Consider the following 16,802-nt stretch of genomic DNA (forward strand, 5'->3'; position numbering starts at 1 on the left):
CCGGCAAAAGCGACGCATCCTCGCCTGTACGATGGCGCGTCGTGGCTGTGCCGGTGGTAGACCCCTCGCTGAATCCCGTGACCGACGCCGAGCCGGCCGAGGCCGAGCCGACACGGCGGCCTCGACGCCGTCCGGCCCGAGCCGACCTGTTGGCCCTCGGAGCCTATGTGGTGCTGGGCGTCTTCGTCTGCCTCCACTACTGGGGGGACGTGACCGGCCGGGTGTCCTCGCACCTGCCCACCGACCACAGTTGGTTCGAGTGGCTGTTCGCGCACGGCGCGTACTCGGTGCAGCACCTGGAGAACCCGCTGTTCACGGCCCGGCAGAACGCCCCGGACGGGGTGAACATGATGGCCAACACCTCGCTGCTCGGGGTGACCCTGCCGCTGTCGCCACTGACGATGCTGTTCGGTCCGCAGGTCACGTACGCGCTCTATCTGGGTGGGGCTCTGGCGGCCACCGCCGGCACCGCCTACTGGATGCTCTCGCGGCACCTGGTGCGCTCCCGGGCGGCGGCCTTCGTCGGCGGGGCGTTCCTCGGCTTCGCGCCGGGCATCATCCACCACGCCAACGGCCAGCCCAACTTCGTGTCCAACTTCCTGCTGCCGTTGATCGTGGTGCGGGTGCTGCGGATGGGCGAGCCGGGCCGGTGGCGGCGCAACGGGCTGGCGCTCGGGGTGCTGGTGACCTACCAGATCTTCATCAACGAGGAGATGCTGCTGCTCACCGCGCTGGCCTGCCTGGTCGTCGTGCTGGCGTACGCGGTGCAGCGGCCACGGGCGACGCGCGCCGCGGCCGGGCCGTTCCTCGCCGGGATGGGCGTCGCCGGTGGGCTGGCGCTGCTGCTGGCGGCGTACCCGATCTGGTTCCAGTTCAACGGCCCGCAGTCCTACCGCGGGCTGCAGGGTGGCGTGTTCCACAACTGGGGCGAGGACCTGGTCGCGTTCGTGACCTTCGCTCGGGACACCTGGGCGGGCGACCCGGCGGTGGAGCAGACGATCGGCATGACCGAGCAGAACACCTGGTTCGGCTGGCCGCTGGTGCTGCTGTCGGTGGTGGCCCTCGTGCTGCTGGTGCGCCGTTCGCTGGCCGCCCGGATCGTCGCGGTGCTGATCGTGGTCTTCACGGTGGCCGCGATCGGGCCGCGGGTGCGCTTCGACGGCGTGGAGACCGGGGTGCGCGGCCCCTGGTCGTACGTGCCGGACGACCTGCCCCTGGTCGAGATGATGATGCCGACCCGGTTGACCCTGGTGGTCGCCGCCGCGGTGGGCGTACTGCTGGCGCTGACCTGGGACGCGGCGCACCGACAGGGCCGCCCGGTGGCGGCGCCGGGCCGCGTGCCGGCACCGCGCGCCGGGGAGCCGGCGACGTCCGACGAGCCGGCCGCGGCCGCGCCGGTCGCGCCGCGTCGCCGGTGGCTGCGCCCGCTGGGGTACGCGGCGGTCGCCCTCGCCCTGCTGCCGCTCTTCCCCCGACCGCTGCCGGCCCAGCAGATCGACCCGCCGCCGCACTTCATCACCGCCGGCGGCTGGCGACCGTACGTGCCGGAGGGCCGGACCCTCGTGCCGGTGCCGATCCCGAGCAACGTGCACGGCCTGCCCACGCTGCGCTGGAGTGCCCTGACCGGGCAGGAGTTCCCCGTCCCGGGCGGCTACTTCATCGGCCCCAACGAGCTGGGCGAGGGCGTCTTCGGCGCACCGAACCGGCCCACCAGCAGCCTCATCTACTCCACGATGGACGCCAACGCGGTCCCCGTCCTCACCGACGAGAACCGCCGCCAGGCCGTCGAGGACCTCCGGTTCTGGCGGGCGTCGGTGGTGGTGCTCGGCGCACACCCGCGCGAGGCGGTGCTACGCGAGCTGGTCACCGCACTGATCGGGCCGCCGCAGCGGGTCGACGACGTCTGGGTCTGGGATGTCCGCGCGCTTGTGGATCAGCGCTAGCCGACCAGCGTCCGGACGTCCCACAGCCACCCGCCGTCGACCGGGCGGCCGGGGCCGAGCAGCTCCTCGACTGTCCGGCGGACCGGTTCGTCGTGCGTCGACCGGCCGAGCACCACCACGGCGGCCCGCCAGTGCCGCAGGTCGTCGACGGCCTGGCGGCGGTCGGCCTCGGTGAGCACCGGCACCGCGCCGGTCTCGGCGACCCGGCGCAGCAGCACGGCGGTGGGCCGGTCCGGGGCGCCCCAGCGGGCCGCCGGGTCGTCCGGACCACTCGGCCCGATGAAGTACCCGCCCGGGGCGCGGAACGCCAGGCCGGTGCGGGCGGACCAGAGCATCACCGGGCTCAGCGCGGCGCCGGTCACCGGGGGCACCGCCACCACGGTCCGGCCCGCAGGCACCAGCGACCGCCACCCGCCGTCGGCGACGAACCCCGGCACCGGCGCGACCGGCACCGCCCGGATCGGCGTCGGCGTCAGCGGCAGCAGCGCGGCGGCCACCGCTCCCGCCCCCAGCAGTCGTACCGGCAGTCCCGGCACGGCCGGTGACCGGCGAGCCGCCCGCACCCGGTCCACGAAGAGCGCCACCAGGACACCCAGCACCGGCACGCAGACCAGCGCGAACCGGGCCGGCACCGCGAGGTCGAGCAGCGGCAACCCGGCGACCAGCCGGTACGGGCCCGCGACGCCTGTGGCGTTGCCGTCCACCCGCAGGTCGGTGCCGAGCGACAGCAGGGCGAAGACGACACCGCAGCCGGCCAGCGCGCGGACCAGCGGCCGTCGCCACAGCCAGATCACGATGACCACGGCGAGCACCAGCAGGCCGGGGCCGAAGAACGAGTTCTCCTCGGTCGGGTTCGGTGAGAGCAGCCCCGGCAGCCAGTCGTCACCGAGCACGGTCTGCCGGGCCGACGCGGTGAACGACGCGGCGTCGAGCTGGAAGCCGTGCGCGGCGAAGGCCATCCCGGTGTAGTGCTGCGGCCCGTGGAACTGGAACCACAGTGGGTACGCCAGCAGCGTCACCGCCACCACGGCCGCCACCGCGAGTCGACCGAGCAGGGCCGGCGCGAGGCGGCGGGCCGCGGCCCGGTCGGCGAGGGCGTAGCCCAGCGCGAACACCCCGGCGGCGAGCGCCAGGAAGACGAGCACCTCCTCGCCGATGAACACCTGCCACACGAGCAGCAGCCCGAGGCCGACACCGGGCCGCCACACCCGGCGCGGGCTCGACCCGGGACGGAACACCAGGGCGAGGATCGCCGGTAGCAGGAACTGGGCGGCCACGTGCAGATGCGCCCCGGCCTGGGCGATCATGCCGGGGGCGAAGCCACAGACCAGCCCGCCGAGCGCCGCCGCGGAGCGGGCGGTGACCAGTCGACGGCGCAGCAGCGCGTACCAGGCCGTGGCGGTGCCGGCGAGGCAGCCGACCACCGCCACGCAGAACGCCGCCTGCGAGCCGAACAGCAGCGTGACCGGGGCCAGCGGGACACCGAGGCCGAGCACCGAGGTGTTCGCCATCAGGTTGACCCCGTCCGGCGCGTTCAGGGCGGTGCTGAAGAGCGGGTTCTCCCCCGCGACGACGGCGTGTGCCGCGTGGGCCAGCATCCACTCGAAGAGCACCTGGTCGCCGGCCTGGTGGAACAGCCGCCCGGGGTGGCCCCACTGGGCGCTGGTCAGCAGCACCGCCAGCCCCAGGTAGCCGGCGATGACCAACGCGTCCGGCAGCCACGCCGGCCGGGGTGGGCGCGCGGTGGGCGGACCGACCGTCGCCGTCTCCGTCGGCGACGACGTCGTTCCGGTGGACATCAGACCGAGCGGTCGGTCAGCGTCCGAACGTCCCACACCCAGACGTCCAGCTCCTGGCGACCGGGGCCGACCAACTCCTCGACGGTACGCCGCAGCGGTTCGACGTGCTGCTGACGAACCGGCAGCACCAGGATCGCCGCGTGCCAGTGCCGCAGCTCGTCGGTGAAGCGCCGACGCTGCCGGTCGTCCAGCTTGGGGGTCCGGCCGGTGGTCGCCACCTCCTCCAGCAGTTGGCCCACCCCGCTGGGCCGGCCGCCGAACCGACCGGGGTCGCCGGTGTTGCCGTTGCGGGGGGCGAGGAAGTAGCCACCCGGGATCTTGAAGTCGAGGTTGGTGGCCGCCGCCCAACGCATGCCGTGGGTGTTGCCCATGCTGGGCACCGGGATCGGCACCAGCGTCTGGTCCGGGCCGACGTACGCCCGCCAGCGGTCGGCGGTGATGAACTCCGGCACCGGCGGCCGGGACACCATCCGCAGCGGCATCGGGGCGATCGGCAGCAGCGCGAACGCCAGGCCGGCGGCGGTGAGCGTCCGGACGGTACGCCGGTCGGCCGGGCGCAGCTCCCAGGCCCGCTCGACGGCGAGCGCGAGCAGCAGACCGATGACCACAGTGGTGATCAGGCCGAACCGGGTCGGCACGACCGCGTCCAGCAGGGGCAGGTGCACCAGCAACTCCCACGGCCCGGTGATCAGCTCCCGGTCCCACCAGGAGATCCGCTCGCCGAGGGAGAGCAGGGCGAAGAAGCCACCGGTCGCGGCGAGCGCCCGCACGACCATCTCCCGCCGCAGCCACACCACGACGCCGACGGCGAGCAGCGACAGGCTCCAGCCGAAGAAGGCGTTCTCCTCGGAGTAGTTCGGGGCCAGGTTGACGTTGGCCCGCTGGTTGCCGCCGAGGGTGGCCGAGCCGGGGGCGAAGAAGGCGGCGATGTCGTTGCCGTAGTCCTGCACGGCGTCGCTGAGCCCGTGGTACGCCATCGGCCCGGCGAACTGCACGTACAGCGGGTACGCCAGCAGCGCCCCGGCCAGCAGCGCGCAGGCGGCGAGGCCGGCGGCCAGCGGTCGCCACGCCGCCCGCCAGCGGGCCGGCTCCTGGGCCACCACCGCGAGCAGGAAGATCCCGCAGGCCAGCGCCGTGAAGAGCAGGATCTCCTCGTTGATGAACGCCTGCGCGGTGACGAGCAGGGCGAGCAGGGCACCGTCGCGGACCGGCCGGCGCGAGCGGGTGAGCACCAGCACCCGCCAGACGATGAACGGCAGCAGGAACTGGCTGATGATGTTCGGGTGCCAACTGGCGTGCGAGAGCATCGCCGGGGAGAACCCGCAGAACCAGCCGCCCGCCGCGGCCGCGAGCGGCGTACGCACGACGTGGCGGCGCAGCACGAGGTACCAGGCCATCGCGGTGCCGGCGAGGCCGAGCGTCACCAGCACCACGAAGGACACCGCCGGCCCGAACAGCAGGGTCACCGGCACCATCGGGATGCCCAGCGCCAGCACCGCCGTGTTGGCCATCAGGTTGACGCCGTCGGGGTAGTTGAACTGCTCGGTGTAGAACGGGTACTCGCCGTGCAGCACCACCCGCACCGAGTGGGCGAGGAAGAACTGCACCTGGGCCGGGTCTCCGGTGTAGAGCGACGCCACCCGGCCGGCCGGGTCCAGCCAGATCCGGCTGGTCACCCAGAGCGCGGCGAGCAGGAACAGCGCGCCGACCGCCAGGTGCTGCCGTCGCCGGGTCCAGCGGGCCCACCGACGTCGGCGCGGCCCGGCAGTCCCCTCGTCGCCGTCCCCGTGCGCGGGTACGCCAGCCGGGGTGACTTCGACGGGTACGCCAGTCGGGGTGGCTCGGGCCGGCGGCGCTGCCGGAGTCTCGACCGGCGCTGCCGGTGGGGCTTCGGCCGGCGCGGCGGCGACCGCAGTCGTGGCCGGTGCGGGCTCGGGCTCGCGCTGAACGGTGCCCACGCCGGCACCGGCACGGGCGGCCGGAGCAGCGGAGCCGCCGGGAGCGCCGACGGCCCTGGCCCGGGAAGCGGTGGGAGTGTGGTGGCTCACTGTCTCGTCGGGGCCGGCCGCCTCCGGGTGCGGCGCGGACAGGGCGCGGGACTCGGCAGGCGTCACAGTCGGCGGAGTCTACCCGAGCGGCGAAAAGGCACTAAAGCCCCGGTGACGTCCATTGTGGTGGGTGCGGGGCCGGCCAGCGGCAGCGTCGCGTCGGACATCTCGTACTATGGCGCTTTCCCACAACGACGGCGAGGCGATCGGGGGCGGATCAGGTGACTCCGGGCCGCCGGCACGGCAGGGCGCTCAGCGTCCTGCTGACCGCGCTGTTGACCGCCACCGCGTGCGGTCCCGTGGCGGAGCGCACGCCCCGCGACCTGCGGGTGGGGTACGACAGCCTCGACGGCACGCTGGCGGTGTGGCCGCCCCGGGGCGACCTGGCCGGTGACGCGGCGGCGACGGCGGCGGTCACCAGGGCCGTCCGCGACTGGCGCTCGCCGGCCGACGACCGGGCGCACCTGCCCTCGTCCGGCATCCTCTTCTCGGGCCGGGTCGACGGGGCGCCGGTGGCCCTGGTCGCGGCCGACGTGCCCGGTGAGAGCGCCTCCTGGCTGCTGCAACTCACCGGCGACGACGGCCGGTACGCGATCGCCCGCGCCACCGAGTACACCGACCCCGGCTACCTGGTCTACTCCGACGTCCTGCCGGTGCAGACGGCAGGTGGTCGGCGCTACCTGGTCTCCGCCCGGGTGCAGCAACTGCTCGGGCCGCAGGGCCGGGCGCTGACCGTCGCCGACGGCCTCAGCGCCCCGGTCGACGTGCCGGCCTGCACGGCGGTCGGCGTGACGGCGACCCTGCGGGCCACCGAGTCGCTGCCCCGCGGGCGGGCCGCCGACCGGCTGCTCGACCTGGGCACCGGCACGACCGACCCGCGCTATCCGCTGGTTCGTGACGAGTCCGGCGCGGGCCGGCGGGCGCTCACCGGCCTGGACACCTGCGTGCTGGCCGGCGAGCGGGGTCCGTTCGGCAGCATTCCGCGCCGGATCGGCGACCGGGACGCGCCGAAGTCGGTGCCGACGTCCTGGCCGATGGCGAAGCTCTCGGTCCGCTCGCTCGGTGAGGTGGCTCTCGGCGGCGGCGAGCCGGCCGAGTTGCAGCAGCTCAGCTGGGACACCGACGCCGGCACGATGACCGCGGTCGTCTACCGGCCGGCGGACGGGAGCGCGCCGGTGGTCTCACCGGCCGACCGGGCCACGCCGTTGCAGACGTACCAGCTGCCGGTGCCCGGCCAGCCGCTTGTGGTGCTCAGCTGGCGGGCCACCCGGGACAGCTCCCTCTCGGTGCCGCCCGGCACCCCGCTGCTGGTGGAGCGCCCCGGCCTGGTGGTCGTCCCCGAGCCGGCCAGCACCCAGACCTACAGCCTGGCCAACACCGACAAGACCCACTACCGCTCCGTGTCGCCCCGCTCCCGCTAGCCCTCGCGATCGTGCACTTTCTGCCCCGCACGGCGACCGGAAGTGCACGATCGAGCTAGGCGGGAGGGCCGCACGCCGACGGCGGGCGGGCCCGTAGGGGCCGCCCGCCGTCGGTCGAGCCGGGTCAGTTCTGGGCCGGGGTCTTCGTGGGAGTCAGCCGGTCCGGGGTGGCGTCCAGGCCGGAGATCCAGCCGGTGACGTTGCGGGCGACGTCCTGGGCGGTCAGGCCGAGGTCGGCGAGGATCTGCGCGCGGGTGCCGTGCGGGTGCCAGTCGGCCGGTACGCCCAGGTCCTTGAGCGGCACCCGGACGTCGGCGTCCCGCATGGCCTGGCCGAGAGCGTCGCCGACTCCGCCGACGCGGACGCCGTCCTCGACGCTGACCACGAGCCGGTGCCGGGCGGCCAGCTCGACCAGCTCGGCCGGGACCGGGCGGACCCAGCGGGGGTCGACGACTGTGACGCCGTAGCCCTGCTCGGCGACCCGGGCGGCGACCTCCATGCCCAGCTGGCCGAAGGAGCCGACGGCGACGAGCAGCACGTCGGTACGCGCCGACTCGGCCAGCACGTCGACCGGGCCGACCCGGCGCAGCGCCGGCAGGTCCGCGGCGACCGCGCCGGTCGGGAACCGCACGACGGTCGGGCCGTCGTCGGTGGCCAGCGCCTCACGCAGCTCCTCGCGCAGCGTGGCGGCGTCCCGGGGAGCGGCGATCCGCAGGCCGGGAACCACGCCGAAGACCGACATGTCCCAGATGCCGTAGTGGCTGGGGCCGTCCGGGCCGGTGATGCCCGCCCGGTCCAGCACGAAGGTCACCGGCAGCTTGTGCATCGCCACGTCCAGCAGGACCTGGTCGAAGGCGCGGTTGAGGAAGGTGGCGTAGACCGCGACCACCGGGTGCAGACCGCCGAGCGCCAGGCCGGCCGCCGAGGTGGCGGCGTGCTGCTCGGCGATGCCCACGTCGTACACCCGCTCGGGGTACTTGCGGGCCAGCTTGGCGATGCCGGTCGGCTCGGCCATGGCGGCGGTGATGCCCACCACGTCCGGCCGCTCGTCGGCCACGGCCAGCAGCTCGTCGGCGAAGACGTGGGTCCACTTCACCGAGGGGGCGGCCAGCAGCGCGCCGGTCTCCACGTCGAAGGCGCTGCCGGGGCCGTGCAGACAGTCCGCCTCGTCCTCCTCGGCCGGGCGGTAGCCGTACCCCTTGCGGGTGACGGCGTGCACGATCACCGGGCCGCCGAAGTTCTTCGCCGCGCGCAGCGCCGACTCGACGGCCGCCACGTCGTGCCCGTCCACCGGACCGACGTACTTGATGCCGAGGTCCTCGAACATGGCCTGCGGGGCGACCGCGTCCTTGATGCCCTTCTTGACCGCGTGCAGCACCTCGTACATCGGCTTGCCGACCAGCGGCGTCGAGCCGAGAGCGTCCTTGACCGTGTCGAGGACCTTCTCGTAGCCGGGGTTGAGCCGCAGCGAGGAGAGGTGGTCGGCGAGACCGCCGATGGTCGGCGAGTAGGACCGGCCGTTGTCGTTGACCACGATGACGAGGGAGTTGCCGGCGGTGGCGATGTTGTTCAGCGCCTCCCAGCACATGCCGCCGGTCAGCGCGCCGTCGCCGACCACTGCCACGACGCTGCGCGCCTCGCCCCGCAGGGCGTACGCCTTGGCCAGGCCGTCGGCGTAGGAGAGCGCGGTGGAGGCGTGCGAGTTCTCGATGAGGTCGTGCTCGCTCTCCGCCTGGCTGGGGTAGCCGGAGAGGCCGCCGCGCTGGCGGAGCTTGTCGAAGCCGGCCTGGCGCCCGGTGAGGATCTTGTGCACGTACGCCTGGTGGCCGGTGTCGAACAGGAGCCGGTCCCGGGGGGAGTCGAAGACGCGGTGCATGGCCAGCGTCAGCTCGACCACACCGAGGTTGGGCCCGACGTGCCCGCCGGTGCGGGAGACCTTGGCGATCAGGAAGTCCCGAATCTCCGCGGCGAGCACATCCAGCTCCTCGCCCGACATCCGCTTGACGTCCTGCGGACCGCGTACCGTCCCCAGCAACCGACCGTGGTTGGCCGTGTCCTCTTCAACACTCATGACCGGAGAGTCTATCGGCCGTCCGACACTCCGCAGCCTGGCCCGAGCCGCGCGCACCGCAGCGGGCGGCTGAGCGCCTGGTCAGGGCCGATCCACAACGGGCGCGTCGGCCGGCAGCAGGAGCCCCACCAGCTCGACGTGCTGGGTCATCGGAAACAGGTCGAAGCCGCGCAGCGCGGCCAGCCGCCAGCCCAGCTCGGCGAAGGTGCGCACGTCCCGGGCGAAGGCGGCCGGGTCGCAGGCCACGTACGCGACCGCCCGCGGACCGGCGGCGGCCAGCGCGCGCACCACCGGAGCGCCGGCGCCGGAGCGCGGCGGGTCGAGCACCACCACGTCGACCGGGCCGGTGATCCGTCGACGGGCCAGCGCGGTCTCCACCCGGGCCGCCACCACCTCCACGCGGGGCAGGTCGGCCAGGTTCTCCCGGGCGGCGGCGACGCCCTGTTCGGCAGCCTCCACCAGGGTCACCCGACCGGACGCGCCGACCCGGGCGGCCAGCCCGGCGGCGAACAGCCCGGCGCCGCCGTAGAGGTCCCAGGCCACCTCGCCCGGACGCGGGTCGAGCAGCTCCAGCACGGCCGTGGACAGGGTGTCCGCCGCCGCCGGGTGCACCTGCCAGAAGGCGGACGCGGGCAGCGCCCAGTCCCGCCCGGCGGCCACCTCGCGGACCTCGGTCGGCCCGCTCACCGGCGTGGCCACCCCGTCGCGGACCTCGGCGACGCTCACGTCCCCGCCGGTGCTGGCGACGGTCTCCACCGCCTCGGCCGCCGGCCAGCGCGTGCCGGTCGGGGTGAGCACCGGCAGCTGCTGGATGGCCGGGTGGGCGATCCGGCAGCGGTCGATCGGCACGACCTCGTGCGAGCGGTGCTTGAGCAGGCCGGCGCGGTCCGCGGCGTCGACCGCGTAGCGGACCCGCGAACGCCAGCCCAGGAGCCCGCCCGGCAGCGCCTCGACCTGGACGCCGAGCAGGTCCAGCTCGGCGTCGGTGAGCCCGCCGAGGCGGACCAACTGCTCGCGCACCACTGCGGTCTTCCAGGCCAGTTGCGCGTCCGGGGCGACGTGTTGCAGATCGCAGCCGCCGCAGGCGCCCGGCCTCGCGTACGGGCAGGGCGGCTCCACCCGGTCCGGTGAGGGCTCCAGCACGGTCACGGCGTCGGCCCGGACGAACCCGCGGTGCACCTCGGTGACCTCGGCGATCACCCGCTCGCCGGGCAGCGCGTGCCGGACGAACACCACCTGCCCGTCCACCCGGGCCACGCAGTGCCCGCCGGGGGCGACCGCGTCGACGGTCAGCTCGACCCGCTCCGCCTCCGCCAGGCCACGTTCGGCCCCGACGGGTGGCGAGGCCGCCGCGGTCCGCTCAGTCACGGCCGTTCCCGACCGTTTCGCTGTCCACCGGGCCGGACTCGTCCGGCGGCGGCGCGGTGACCGCGGCAGGCACGGTGCCCCGCGGCCCGCGCGCGGGGGTACGGGAGAGCGTGGCGTCCAGCCGGTCCAGGTTCTTGCTCGCGGTCGAGGCGAGCTGCCACGGAACGCTGACCACCATCACCCCCGGTTCGAAGAGCAGCCGGCCCTTGAGGCGCAGCGCGCTCTGGTTGTGCAGCAGGTTCTCCCACCAGCGTCCCACCACGTACTCCGGGATGAAGACGGTGACGACGTCGCGCGGTGACGTACGACGGGTCGAGGCGACGAAGTCCAGGATCGGCCGGGTGATCTCCCGGTACGGCGAGTCGACCACGGTGAGCGGGATCGCCATCTCCCGCCGCTCCCAGTCGGCCTGCAGGTCGCGGGTGTCCTTCTCGTCCACGTTGACGGTCACCGCGGTCAGCGTGTCCGGCCGGGTGGCCCGGGCGTACGCGATGGCCCGCAGCGTCGGCTGGTGTAGCTTGCTGACCAGCACGATCGCGTGGTTCCGGGCGGGCAGCACGGCCCGGCCCTCGTCCGGTGGGGTCAGCTCGGTGGCGACCCGGTCGTAGTGCCGGCGGATGGCCAGCATCAGCGCGTAGATCACGGCCATCGCCGCGATCGCGATCCAGGCGCCGAGCAGGAACTTGGTGATCAGGACGATCACCAGCACCGTGCCGGTCAGACCCATGCCGAAGGTGTTGATGGCCCGGGAGCGGTGCATCCGCTTGCGCGCCTCCGGGTCCCGCTCGGTGCGCAGGCGTCGGTTCCAGTGTCGGATCATGCCGGCCTGGGAGACGGTGAACGAGACGAAGACGCCGACGATGTAGAGCTGGATGAGGCGGGTCACCTCGGCCTGGAACCCGACGATCAGCACGATCGCGAAGAGGGCGAGAAAGGTGATGCCGTTGGAGAAGGCCAGCCGGTCGCCCCGGGTGTGGAACTGGCGGGGCAGGTAGCGGTCCTGGGCGAGGATCGAGCCGAGCACCGGGAAGCCGTTGAACGCGGTGTTCGCGGCCAGGAAGAGGATGAGCGCGGTCATCCCGGCCACCACGTAGAGCAGGAACGAGCCGGAGCCGAAGACCGTCTCGCCGAGCTGGGTGGTCACCGTCTTCTGCACGTACCCGTCGGGGCCCGAGACGATCTGCAGGGCCGGGTCCTCGACGAACTGCAGGTGGGTCAGCCGGGCCAGCCAGATGATCCCGACGAGCAGGCTCACCGCGATCGCGCCCAGCAGCAGCAGCGTGGTGGCGGCGTTGCGGCTCTTCGGCGCCTTGAACGCGGGCACGCCGTTGGAGATCGCCTCGACACCGGTGAGTGCGGCGGCGCCCGAGCTGAACGTCCGCAGCAGCAGGAAGACCAGCGCGAAACCGGTCACGCTGTGCTCGGCCTGGATGACCAGGTCGGCACTGGGCGCACGCAGGTCGTCGCCCAGCACGAAGACGCGGAACAGCCCGGTGAGCAGCATCGCGCCCATCACGATCACGAAGCCGTACGTGGGGATGGCGAACGCGGTGCCCGACTCGCGCAGCCCGCGCAGGTTGACCGCGGTCAGCAGGATCACTGCGAGCACCGCGATCATGACCTTGTGGGTGGCCACGAACGGCACCACCGAGCCGAGGTTCGCCACGCCGGAGGAGACCGACACGGCCACCGTGAGCACGTAGTCGACCAGCAGGGCGCTGGCCACCCCGACCCCGAACTTCGGCCCGAGATTGACCGTGGCCACCTCGTAGTCGCCGCCGCCGGAGGGGTAGGCGTGCACGTTCTGCCGGTAGCTGGCCACCACCGTGAGCATCACCACGACCACCGCGAGGGCGATCCACGGGGAGAACAGGAACGCCGACGCCCCGGCGATGGACAGGGTCAGCAGGATCTCGTCAGGCGCGTACGCGACGCTGGACAGCGCGTCGGAGGCGAACACGGGCAGCGCGATGCGCTTCGGCAGGAGGGTGTGCTGCAGTCGGTCGGACCGGAACGGTCGACCGAGCAGCAGTCGCTTCAGCAGCGAGGTGGGTCTGGCCACGAACGCCAAGGGTACGACCACCACGGTGAGAACGCGGGGGTGGGCGATCACCGTCGGCCGACAGGACGCGGTACGGTCGGTCCCGCTGTCGACCCGGACGTGGCAGGCTCGAACTCGGAGCCACCGGCGGCGAAAGGGCCAGCGGCAGCGGTACGCACCTTGGGAGGGACAGCGTGCACGTCGTGATCATGGGATGTGGCCGGGTCGGGTCGACCCTCGCCCACAGCCTGGAGTCCCGGGGGCACTCGGTGGCGGTGATCGACCAGGACGCCGACGCCTTCCGCCGGCTCGGCCCCGACTTCGCCGGGATCACGGTGACCGGGGCGGGCTTCGACGGCGAGGTGCTGCGTCAGGCCGGCATCGAGCGCGCGGACGCCTTCGCGGCCGTCTCCAGCGGCGACAACTCCAACATCATCTCGGCGCGGTTGGCCCGTGAGACGTTCGGCGTGTCCCGGGTCGCGGCCCGGATCTACGACCAGCGCCGGGCCCAGGTCTACGAGCGGCTGGGCATTCCCACTGTGGCGACGGTGCGCTGGACGGCCGACCGGATGCTGCGGCACCTCGTGCCCGAGGGCAACGTGGAGATCTTCCGCGACCCCACGAGCACCGTGTCGATCGTCGAGGTGCCGGTGCACAAGGAGTGGATCGGCCGGCCGGTGCGCGTCCTGGAGGAGGCATCCGGTGCTCGGGTGGCCTACCTGATCCGCTTCGGCATCGGCACGCTGCCCACCGCGTCCACCGTCGTACAGGAGGGTGACCAGGTGTTCATGCTGGTCAGCGACGACATCGTGGCGACGGTCACGTCGGTGGCGGCGACCCCGCCGGAAGGGGGGCACTGAGCCATGCGGATCGCCATCGCGGGCGCCGGCAACGTGGGCCGCTCGATCGCCCAGGAGCTGATCGAGAACGGCCACCAGGTGATGCTGATCGAACGGCAGCCGAAGATGCTCCGGCCGGACCGGGTGCCGGCCGCCGAGTGGGTGCTCGCCGACGCGTGCGAGGTGGCCAGCCTGGAGGAGGCCAACGTCGCCGGCTGCGACGTGGTGGTCGCGGCCACCGGTGACGACAAGACCAACCTGGTGCTGTCGCTGCTGGCCAAGACCGAGTTCGCGGTGCCCCGGGTGGTGGCCCGGGTCAACCGGGCGGAGAACGAGTGGCTCTTCACCGAGCAGTGGGGCGTCGACGTCGCGGTGAGCAAGCCCCGGGTGATGGCCGCCCTGGTCGAGGAGGCGGTCACCGTCGGCGACCTGGTCCGGCTGATGACCTTCCGGCAGGGCGAGGCGAACCTCGTCGAGATCACCCTCCCGCCGACCGCTCCCTACGTCGGTCAGCCCCTGCACGCGGTGCCGCTGCCCCGCGACTCCGCCCTGGTGGCGATCCTGCGCGGCAAGCGCGTCCTGGTGCCCAGCCCGGACGACCCCATCGAGGCCGGCGACGAGCTGATCTTCGTCTGCACCGCCGAGGTGGAGGACGATGTCCGCGCGGTCATCCTCGGCCCGGACAGCGTCGAGCGGACCCGCGGCTCACACTGAGCCGTCGGGCGCGGGCGGCGCGGTCGCTCAGGCGCCGGGCAGCGGGGTCGGTTGCGGCTCCCGGGTGACCCGGCGCACTGTCCAGACGGTGATGAGCAGCAGCAGCGCGTACGGGGGGTAGCCCAGCGCCAGCCGGGCCACGCCCAGCGCGGTGTCCTGGTGGGCCAGGTAGAGCCCGGCCTGCACGCCCACCTTGGCGAGCCACACCACGCCCCAGAGCACGGTCAGCCGGGTGAAGACGTGCACCAGCTTCGGGTCGGCCCGCCACTCGGAGCGGCCCTTGGCGACCAGCACCGACCAGATCCACCCGACGAGGGGCTGCCGGATGGCCGCCGAGATCAGCAGGGCGATGCCGTAGCCGATGCCGTAGAGGATGCCGGGAAGGTAGAAATCCCGCTCGTCACCGGTGCGCCAGGCGATGGCGGCGCCGATGCCCACCCCGAACAGCCCGTTGACCGCGTGCCGGATCGGCCGGCGCTGAGCCAGCCGCAACCCGGCGATCAGCAGCGCGACGGCCACCGAGGCGATCACGGCGGGCCGCAGGTCGCCGATGATGTTGGCGAGCACGAAGACGACCACCGGGATGCTGGACTCGACCAGCCCCCGCCAGCCGCCGAGCTGGTCGGCCATCTGCTCGGCGATCGTGGGCAGCGGCTCGTCGTCCTGCGGAGGATCGGTCTCCGGCTGTGCTGCCCGGTGCTGTCCCGTGGTCATGCCCGGCCTTCCGTCCGCGGTGCCGTCACTTCGGCGAGTCCAGCTCGTAGTACGGGTTGTAGATGACCTTGCGGTCGTCGCGCATGGCCACCCGGCCGCGCGCGGTCAGGTGCCGCCCCGGCTCGATCCCGGAGATGTGCCGCCGGCCCAGCCAGACCAGGGTGACGACGTCGCTGCCGTCGTACAGGTCGGCCTCGAGGGTGGGCAGGTTGGTGCGCGGCGTGTAGACCACGGTGCGCAGCCGACCGGCGACCGAGACCAGCTGGCCCCGGGAGCACTGCTGGGCCAGGACACCGCCGCAATCGGCGCTCTCCTGCCGCAGCTCCTGCGCGTCGATCTCGGCCTCGCTGGCGGTGAACCGTTGCAGGATGCGCCGCAGCGACACCCGGCTCTCGTCGGTCTTCATGACCTCCGCGTCACCCTCTCCACGCTCGCCGGCGCTGGCCGGCACCGGCCCAGCTCCGGCGACGCCGGAACCGTCCCGCCAGCGTACGCCGACGGGGCCGGTTCCGGCGGGCCGGTGGGCGCTCGGTCAGACCTGGCGGGGCTCGGCGGCGGCGGACGTGTCCCCGCCCTCGGCGTCGGCCTGGTCGGCGATCTCGCGGGGCAGTCGCAGCGGCAGCGGCTCACGGACCGGTTTCGCCTCCTGGCCACGGTCGACCACCAGGCCGTCCAGGCACTCGGCGAGCGGGCCGGCGCTGGCCGGGTCGGTGGCCACCGGGCCCTGGAAGACGCCCCGGACCATCCAGCGCGGCCCGTCGACGCCGACGAACCGCAGGTTCGTCGGGCCGTCCGGGGTGCGCACCTGGGCGTGCAGCTCCGGGCCGTACTCGCCCTCGACCTCCTGGGCGGCGGCGCCGTCGCTCAGCAGCGACTGTCGGATCTCCTCGCGCACCTCGTCCCAGATCCCCTCGGACCGGGGGGCGGCGAAGACGCCGAGCTGCAGCGCGTTGTCCCCGTGCACCAGCACCACCTGCTGGATCACGCCCTGCGGGTCGGCCTGCACCCGCACCTCCACCTCGGCCACCGCCGGGATGTGCAGGCTGCCGAGGTCGAGTCGCTGCACGTCGTCGTCGACCTCGGAGATGTCGTACGGCCCGCGCACGAGCGCCGGCGCCGACGTCCCGGTGCCCTCGTCGAGGACCTCGGTGGTCCGCTCGTCGCGGGTGTGCCGCCCGGCATCGGCCCGCTTTCGGGAGAAGATCACTGCGCCCACCCTCCGCTGTTCACAATCACCCTGCCACCTCTTCCGTCTGCCCGTGGCCCGGCTCGGCCGGCCGCTGGTCGGCCCACTCCTGGCCGGCCGGTGACGGCACCAGCCCGGCGTGCCCGCCGGTCGAGCCGTGCCCGCCGGCCCCGCGCGAGGACCCGGGCAGCTCGGCCACCGGCTCGAACCGCGCCCGCGCGACCCGCTGGACCACGAGCTGGGCGATCCGGTCGCCACGGGAGATCTTCGCGGGCGTGTCCCGATCATGGTTGATCAGGTTGACCATGATCTCACCCCGGTAGCCGGCGTCGACCGTACCGGGCGCGTTGAGCACCGTCACGCCGAGCCTGGCCGCCAGGCCGGACCGAGGGTGGACCAGGCCCACGTAGCCGTCCGGCAGGGCGACGGCCACGCCGGTGGGCACCAGGGCCCGACCGCCGGGCGGCAGCTCCACGTCCGCGGCGGCCACCAGGTCGGCCCCGGCGTCGCCGGGATGGGCGTACGTGGGCAGCGGCAGCTCGGCATCGAGCAGCCGTACGGGCACGGGTACGACGTCGGTCACGGGTCCCCTCTTCGTCCGGTTGTCTCCGGTGACCCTGCCATCCTGCCGGTTGGCCGGCCCGCCGTGCGCCGTACC

The 16,802-nt window shown here is 73.7% G+C and carries 13 protein-coding genes; 4 read left to right on the top strand and 9 right to left on the bottom strand.

Going from position 1 to position 16,802, the window contains the following annotated elements:
• Positions 1-47: 47 nt before the first annotated feature.
• A complete protein-coding gene (locus ABZU53_RS05185; RefSeq protein WP_355064053.1) occupies positions 48-1,943 on the top strand; it encodes a hypothetical protein in 1,896 nt (631 codons plus the stop codon).
• Here the strand turns inward: ABZU53_RS05185 and ABZU53_RS05190 are convergent.
• Both ABZU53_RS05190 and ABZU53_RS05195 read right to left on the bottom strand, forming a co-directional pair.
• A complete protein-coding gene (locus ABZU53_RS05190) occupies positions 1,940-3,742 on the bottom strand; it encodes a hypothetical protein (protein ID WP_354858166.1) in 1,803 nt (600 codons plus the stop codon). The two genes, ABZU53_RS05185 and ABZU53_RS05190, sit on opposite strands and share 4 nt — an antisense overlap.
• On the bottom strand, positions 3,742-5,457 hold the full coding sequence (locus ABZU53_RS05195) for a hypothetical protein (RefSeq protein WP_355064055.1): 1,716 nt from the start codon (positions 5,455-5,457) through the stop codon (positions 3,742-3,744). The genes ABZU53_RS05190 and ABZU53_RS05195 overlap by 1 nt, the downstream gene beginning before the upstream one ends.
• Before the next feature lie 593 nt (positions 5,458-6,050).
• Here ABZU53_RS05195 and ABZU53_RS05200 point away from each other — a divergent pair.
• The gene (locus ABZU53_RS05200) at positions 6,051-7,211 is read left to right on the top strand and encodes a hypothetical protein (protein WP_355064056.1); all 1,161 of its coding nucleotides are present in this window, start codon (positions 6,051-6,053) and stop codon (positions 7,209-7,211) included.
• Between the two features lie 124 nt (positions 7,212-7,335).
• Here ABZU53_RS05200 and dxs read toward each other — a convergent pair whose 3' ends face one another.
• The 3 genes from dxs to ABZU53_RS05215 all read right to left on the bottom strand — a co-directional run bounded on the left by dxs (position 7,336) and on the right by ABZU53_RS05215 (position 12,712).
• Positions 7,336-9,282 carry a 1-deoxy-D-xylulose-5-phosphate synthase gene (gene dxs / locus ABZU53_RS05205; protein ID WP_355063976.1) on the bottom strand — a complete coding sequence of 649 codons (1,947 nt, stop codon included), beginning with the start codon at positions 9,280-9,282 and terminating at the stop codon, positions 7,336-7,338.
• 81 nt (positions 9,283-9,363) lie between these two features.
• Positions 9,364-10,650, bottom strand: a complete 1,287-nt coding sequence (locus ABZU53_RS05210) for a TRAM domain-containing protein (protein WP_355063978.1) — start codon at positions 10,648-10,650, stop codon at positions 9,364-9,366.
• On the bottom strand, positions 10,643-12,712 hold the full coding sequence (locus ABZU53_RS05215) for an APC family permease (RefSeq protein WP_354862491.1): 2,070 nt from the start codon (positions 12,710-12,712) through the stop codon (positions 10,643-10,645). Before ABZU53_RS05215 ends, ABZU53_RS05210 begins: the two co-directional genes overlap by 8 nt.
• A 173-nt stretch (positions 12,713-12,885) precedes the next feature.
• Between ABZU53_RS05215 and ABZU53_RS05220 the strand changes: the two genes are divergently transcribed.
• Both ABZU53_RS05220 and ABZU53_RS05225 read left to right on the top strand, forming a co-directional pair.
• Positions 12,886-13,551, top strand: coding sequence for a TrkA family potassium uptake protein (locus ABZU53_RS05220; RefSeq protein WP_266251020.1), 666 nt, complete (start codon positions 12,886-12,888; stop codon positions 13,549-13,551).
• A gap of 3 nt (positions 13,552-13,554) precedes the next feature.
• Positions 13,555-14,244 carry a TrkA family potassium uptake protein gene (locus ABZU53_RS05225; RefSeq protein ID WP_234587936.1) on the top strand — a complete coding sequence of 230 codons (690 nt, stop codon included), beginning with the start codon at positions 13,555-13,557 and terminating at the stop codon, positions 14,242-14,244.
• Between the two features lie 27 nt (positions 14,245-14,271).
• On the opposite strand, the gene ABZU53_RS05230 is transcribed toward ABZU53_RS05225, so the two are convergent.
• The 4 genes from ABZU53_RS05230 to dut all read right to left on the bottom strand — a co-directional run bounded on the left by ABZU53_RS05230 (position 14,272) and on the right by dut (position 16,727).
• Positions 14,272-14,958, bottom strand: a complete 687-nt coding sequence (locus ABZU53_RS05230) for a DUF3159 domain-containing protein (RefSeq protein WP_354862494.1) — start codon at positions 14,956-14,958, stop codon at positions 14,272-14,274.
• Positions 14,959-14,983: 25 nt separating this feature from the next.
• A complete protein-coding gene (locus ABZU53_RS05235; RefSeq protein ID WP_354862496.1) occupies positions 14,984-15,364 on the bottom strand; it encodes an OB-fold nucleic acid binding domain-containing protein in 381 nt (126 codons plus the stop codon).
• Between the two features lie 126 nt (positions 15,365-15,490).
• The gene (locus ABZU53_RS05240; RefSeq protein ID WP_354862498.1) at positions 15,491-16,165 is read right to left on the bottom strand and encodes a DUF3710 domain-containing protein; all 675 of its coding nucleotides are present in this window, start codon (positions 16,163-16,165) and stop codon (positions 15,491-15,493) included.
• Between the two features lie 25 nt (positions 16,166-16,190).
• Positions 16,191-16,727 carry a dUTP diphosphatase gene (dut, locus tag ABZU53_RS05245; RefSeq protein WP_354862500.1) on the bottom strand — a complete coding sequence of 179 codons (537 nt, stop codon included), beginning with the start codon at positions 16,725-16,727 and terminating at the stop codon, positions 16,191-16,193.
• Positions 16,728-16,802: the final 75 nt, after the last annotated feature.

Source organism: Micromonospora sp. NPDC005194 (assembly GCF_040608335.1).
GTDB lineage: Bacteria > Actinomycetota > Actinomycetes > Mycobacteriales > Micromonosporaceae > Micromonospora.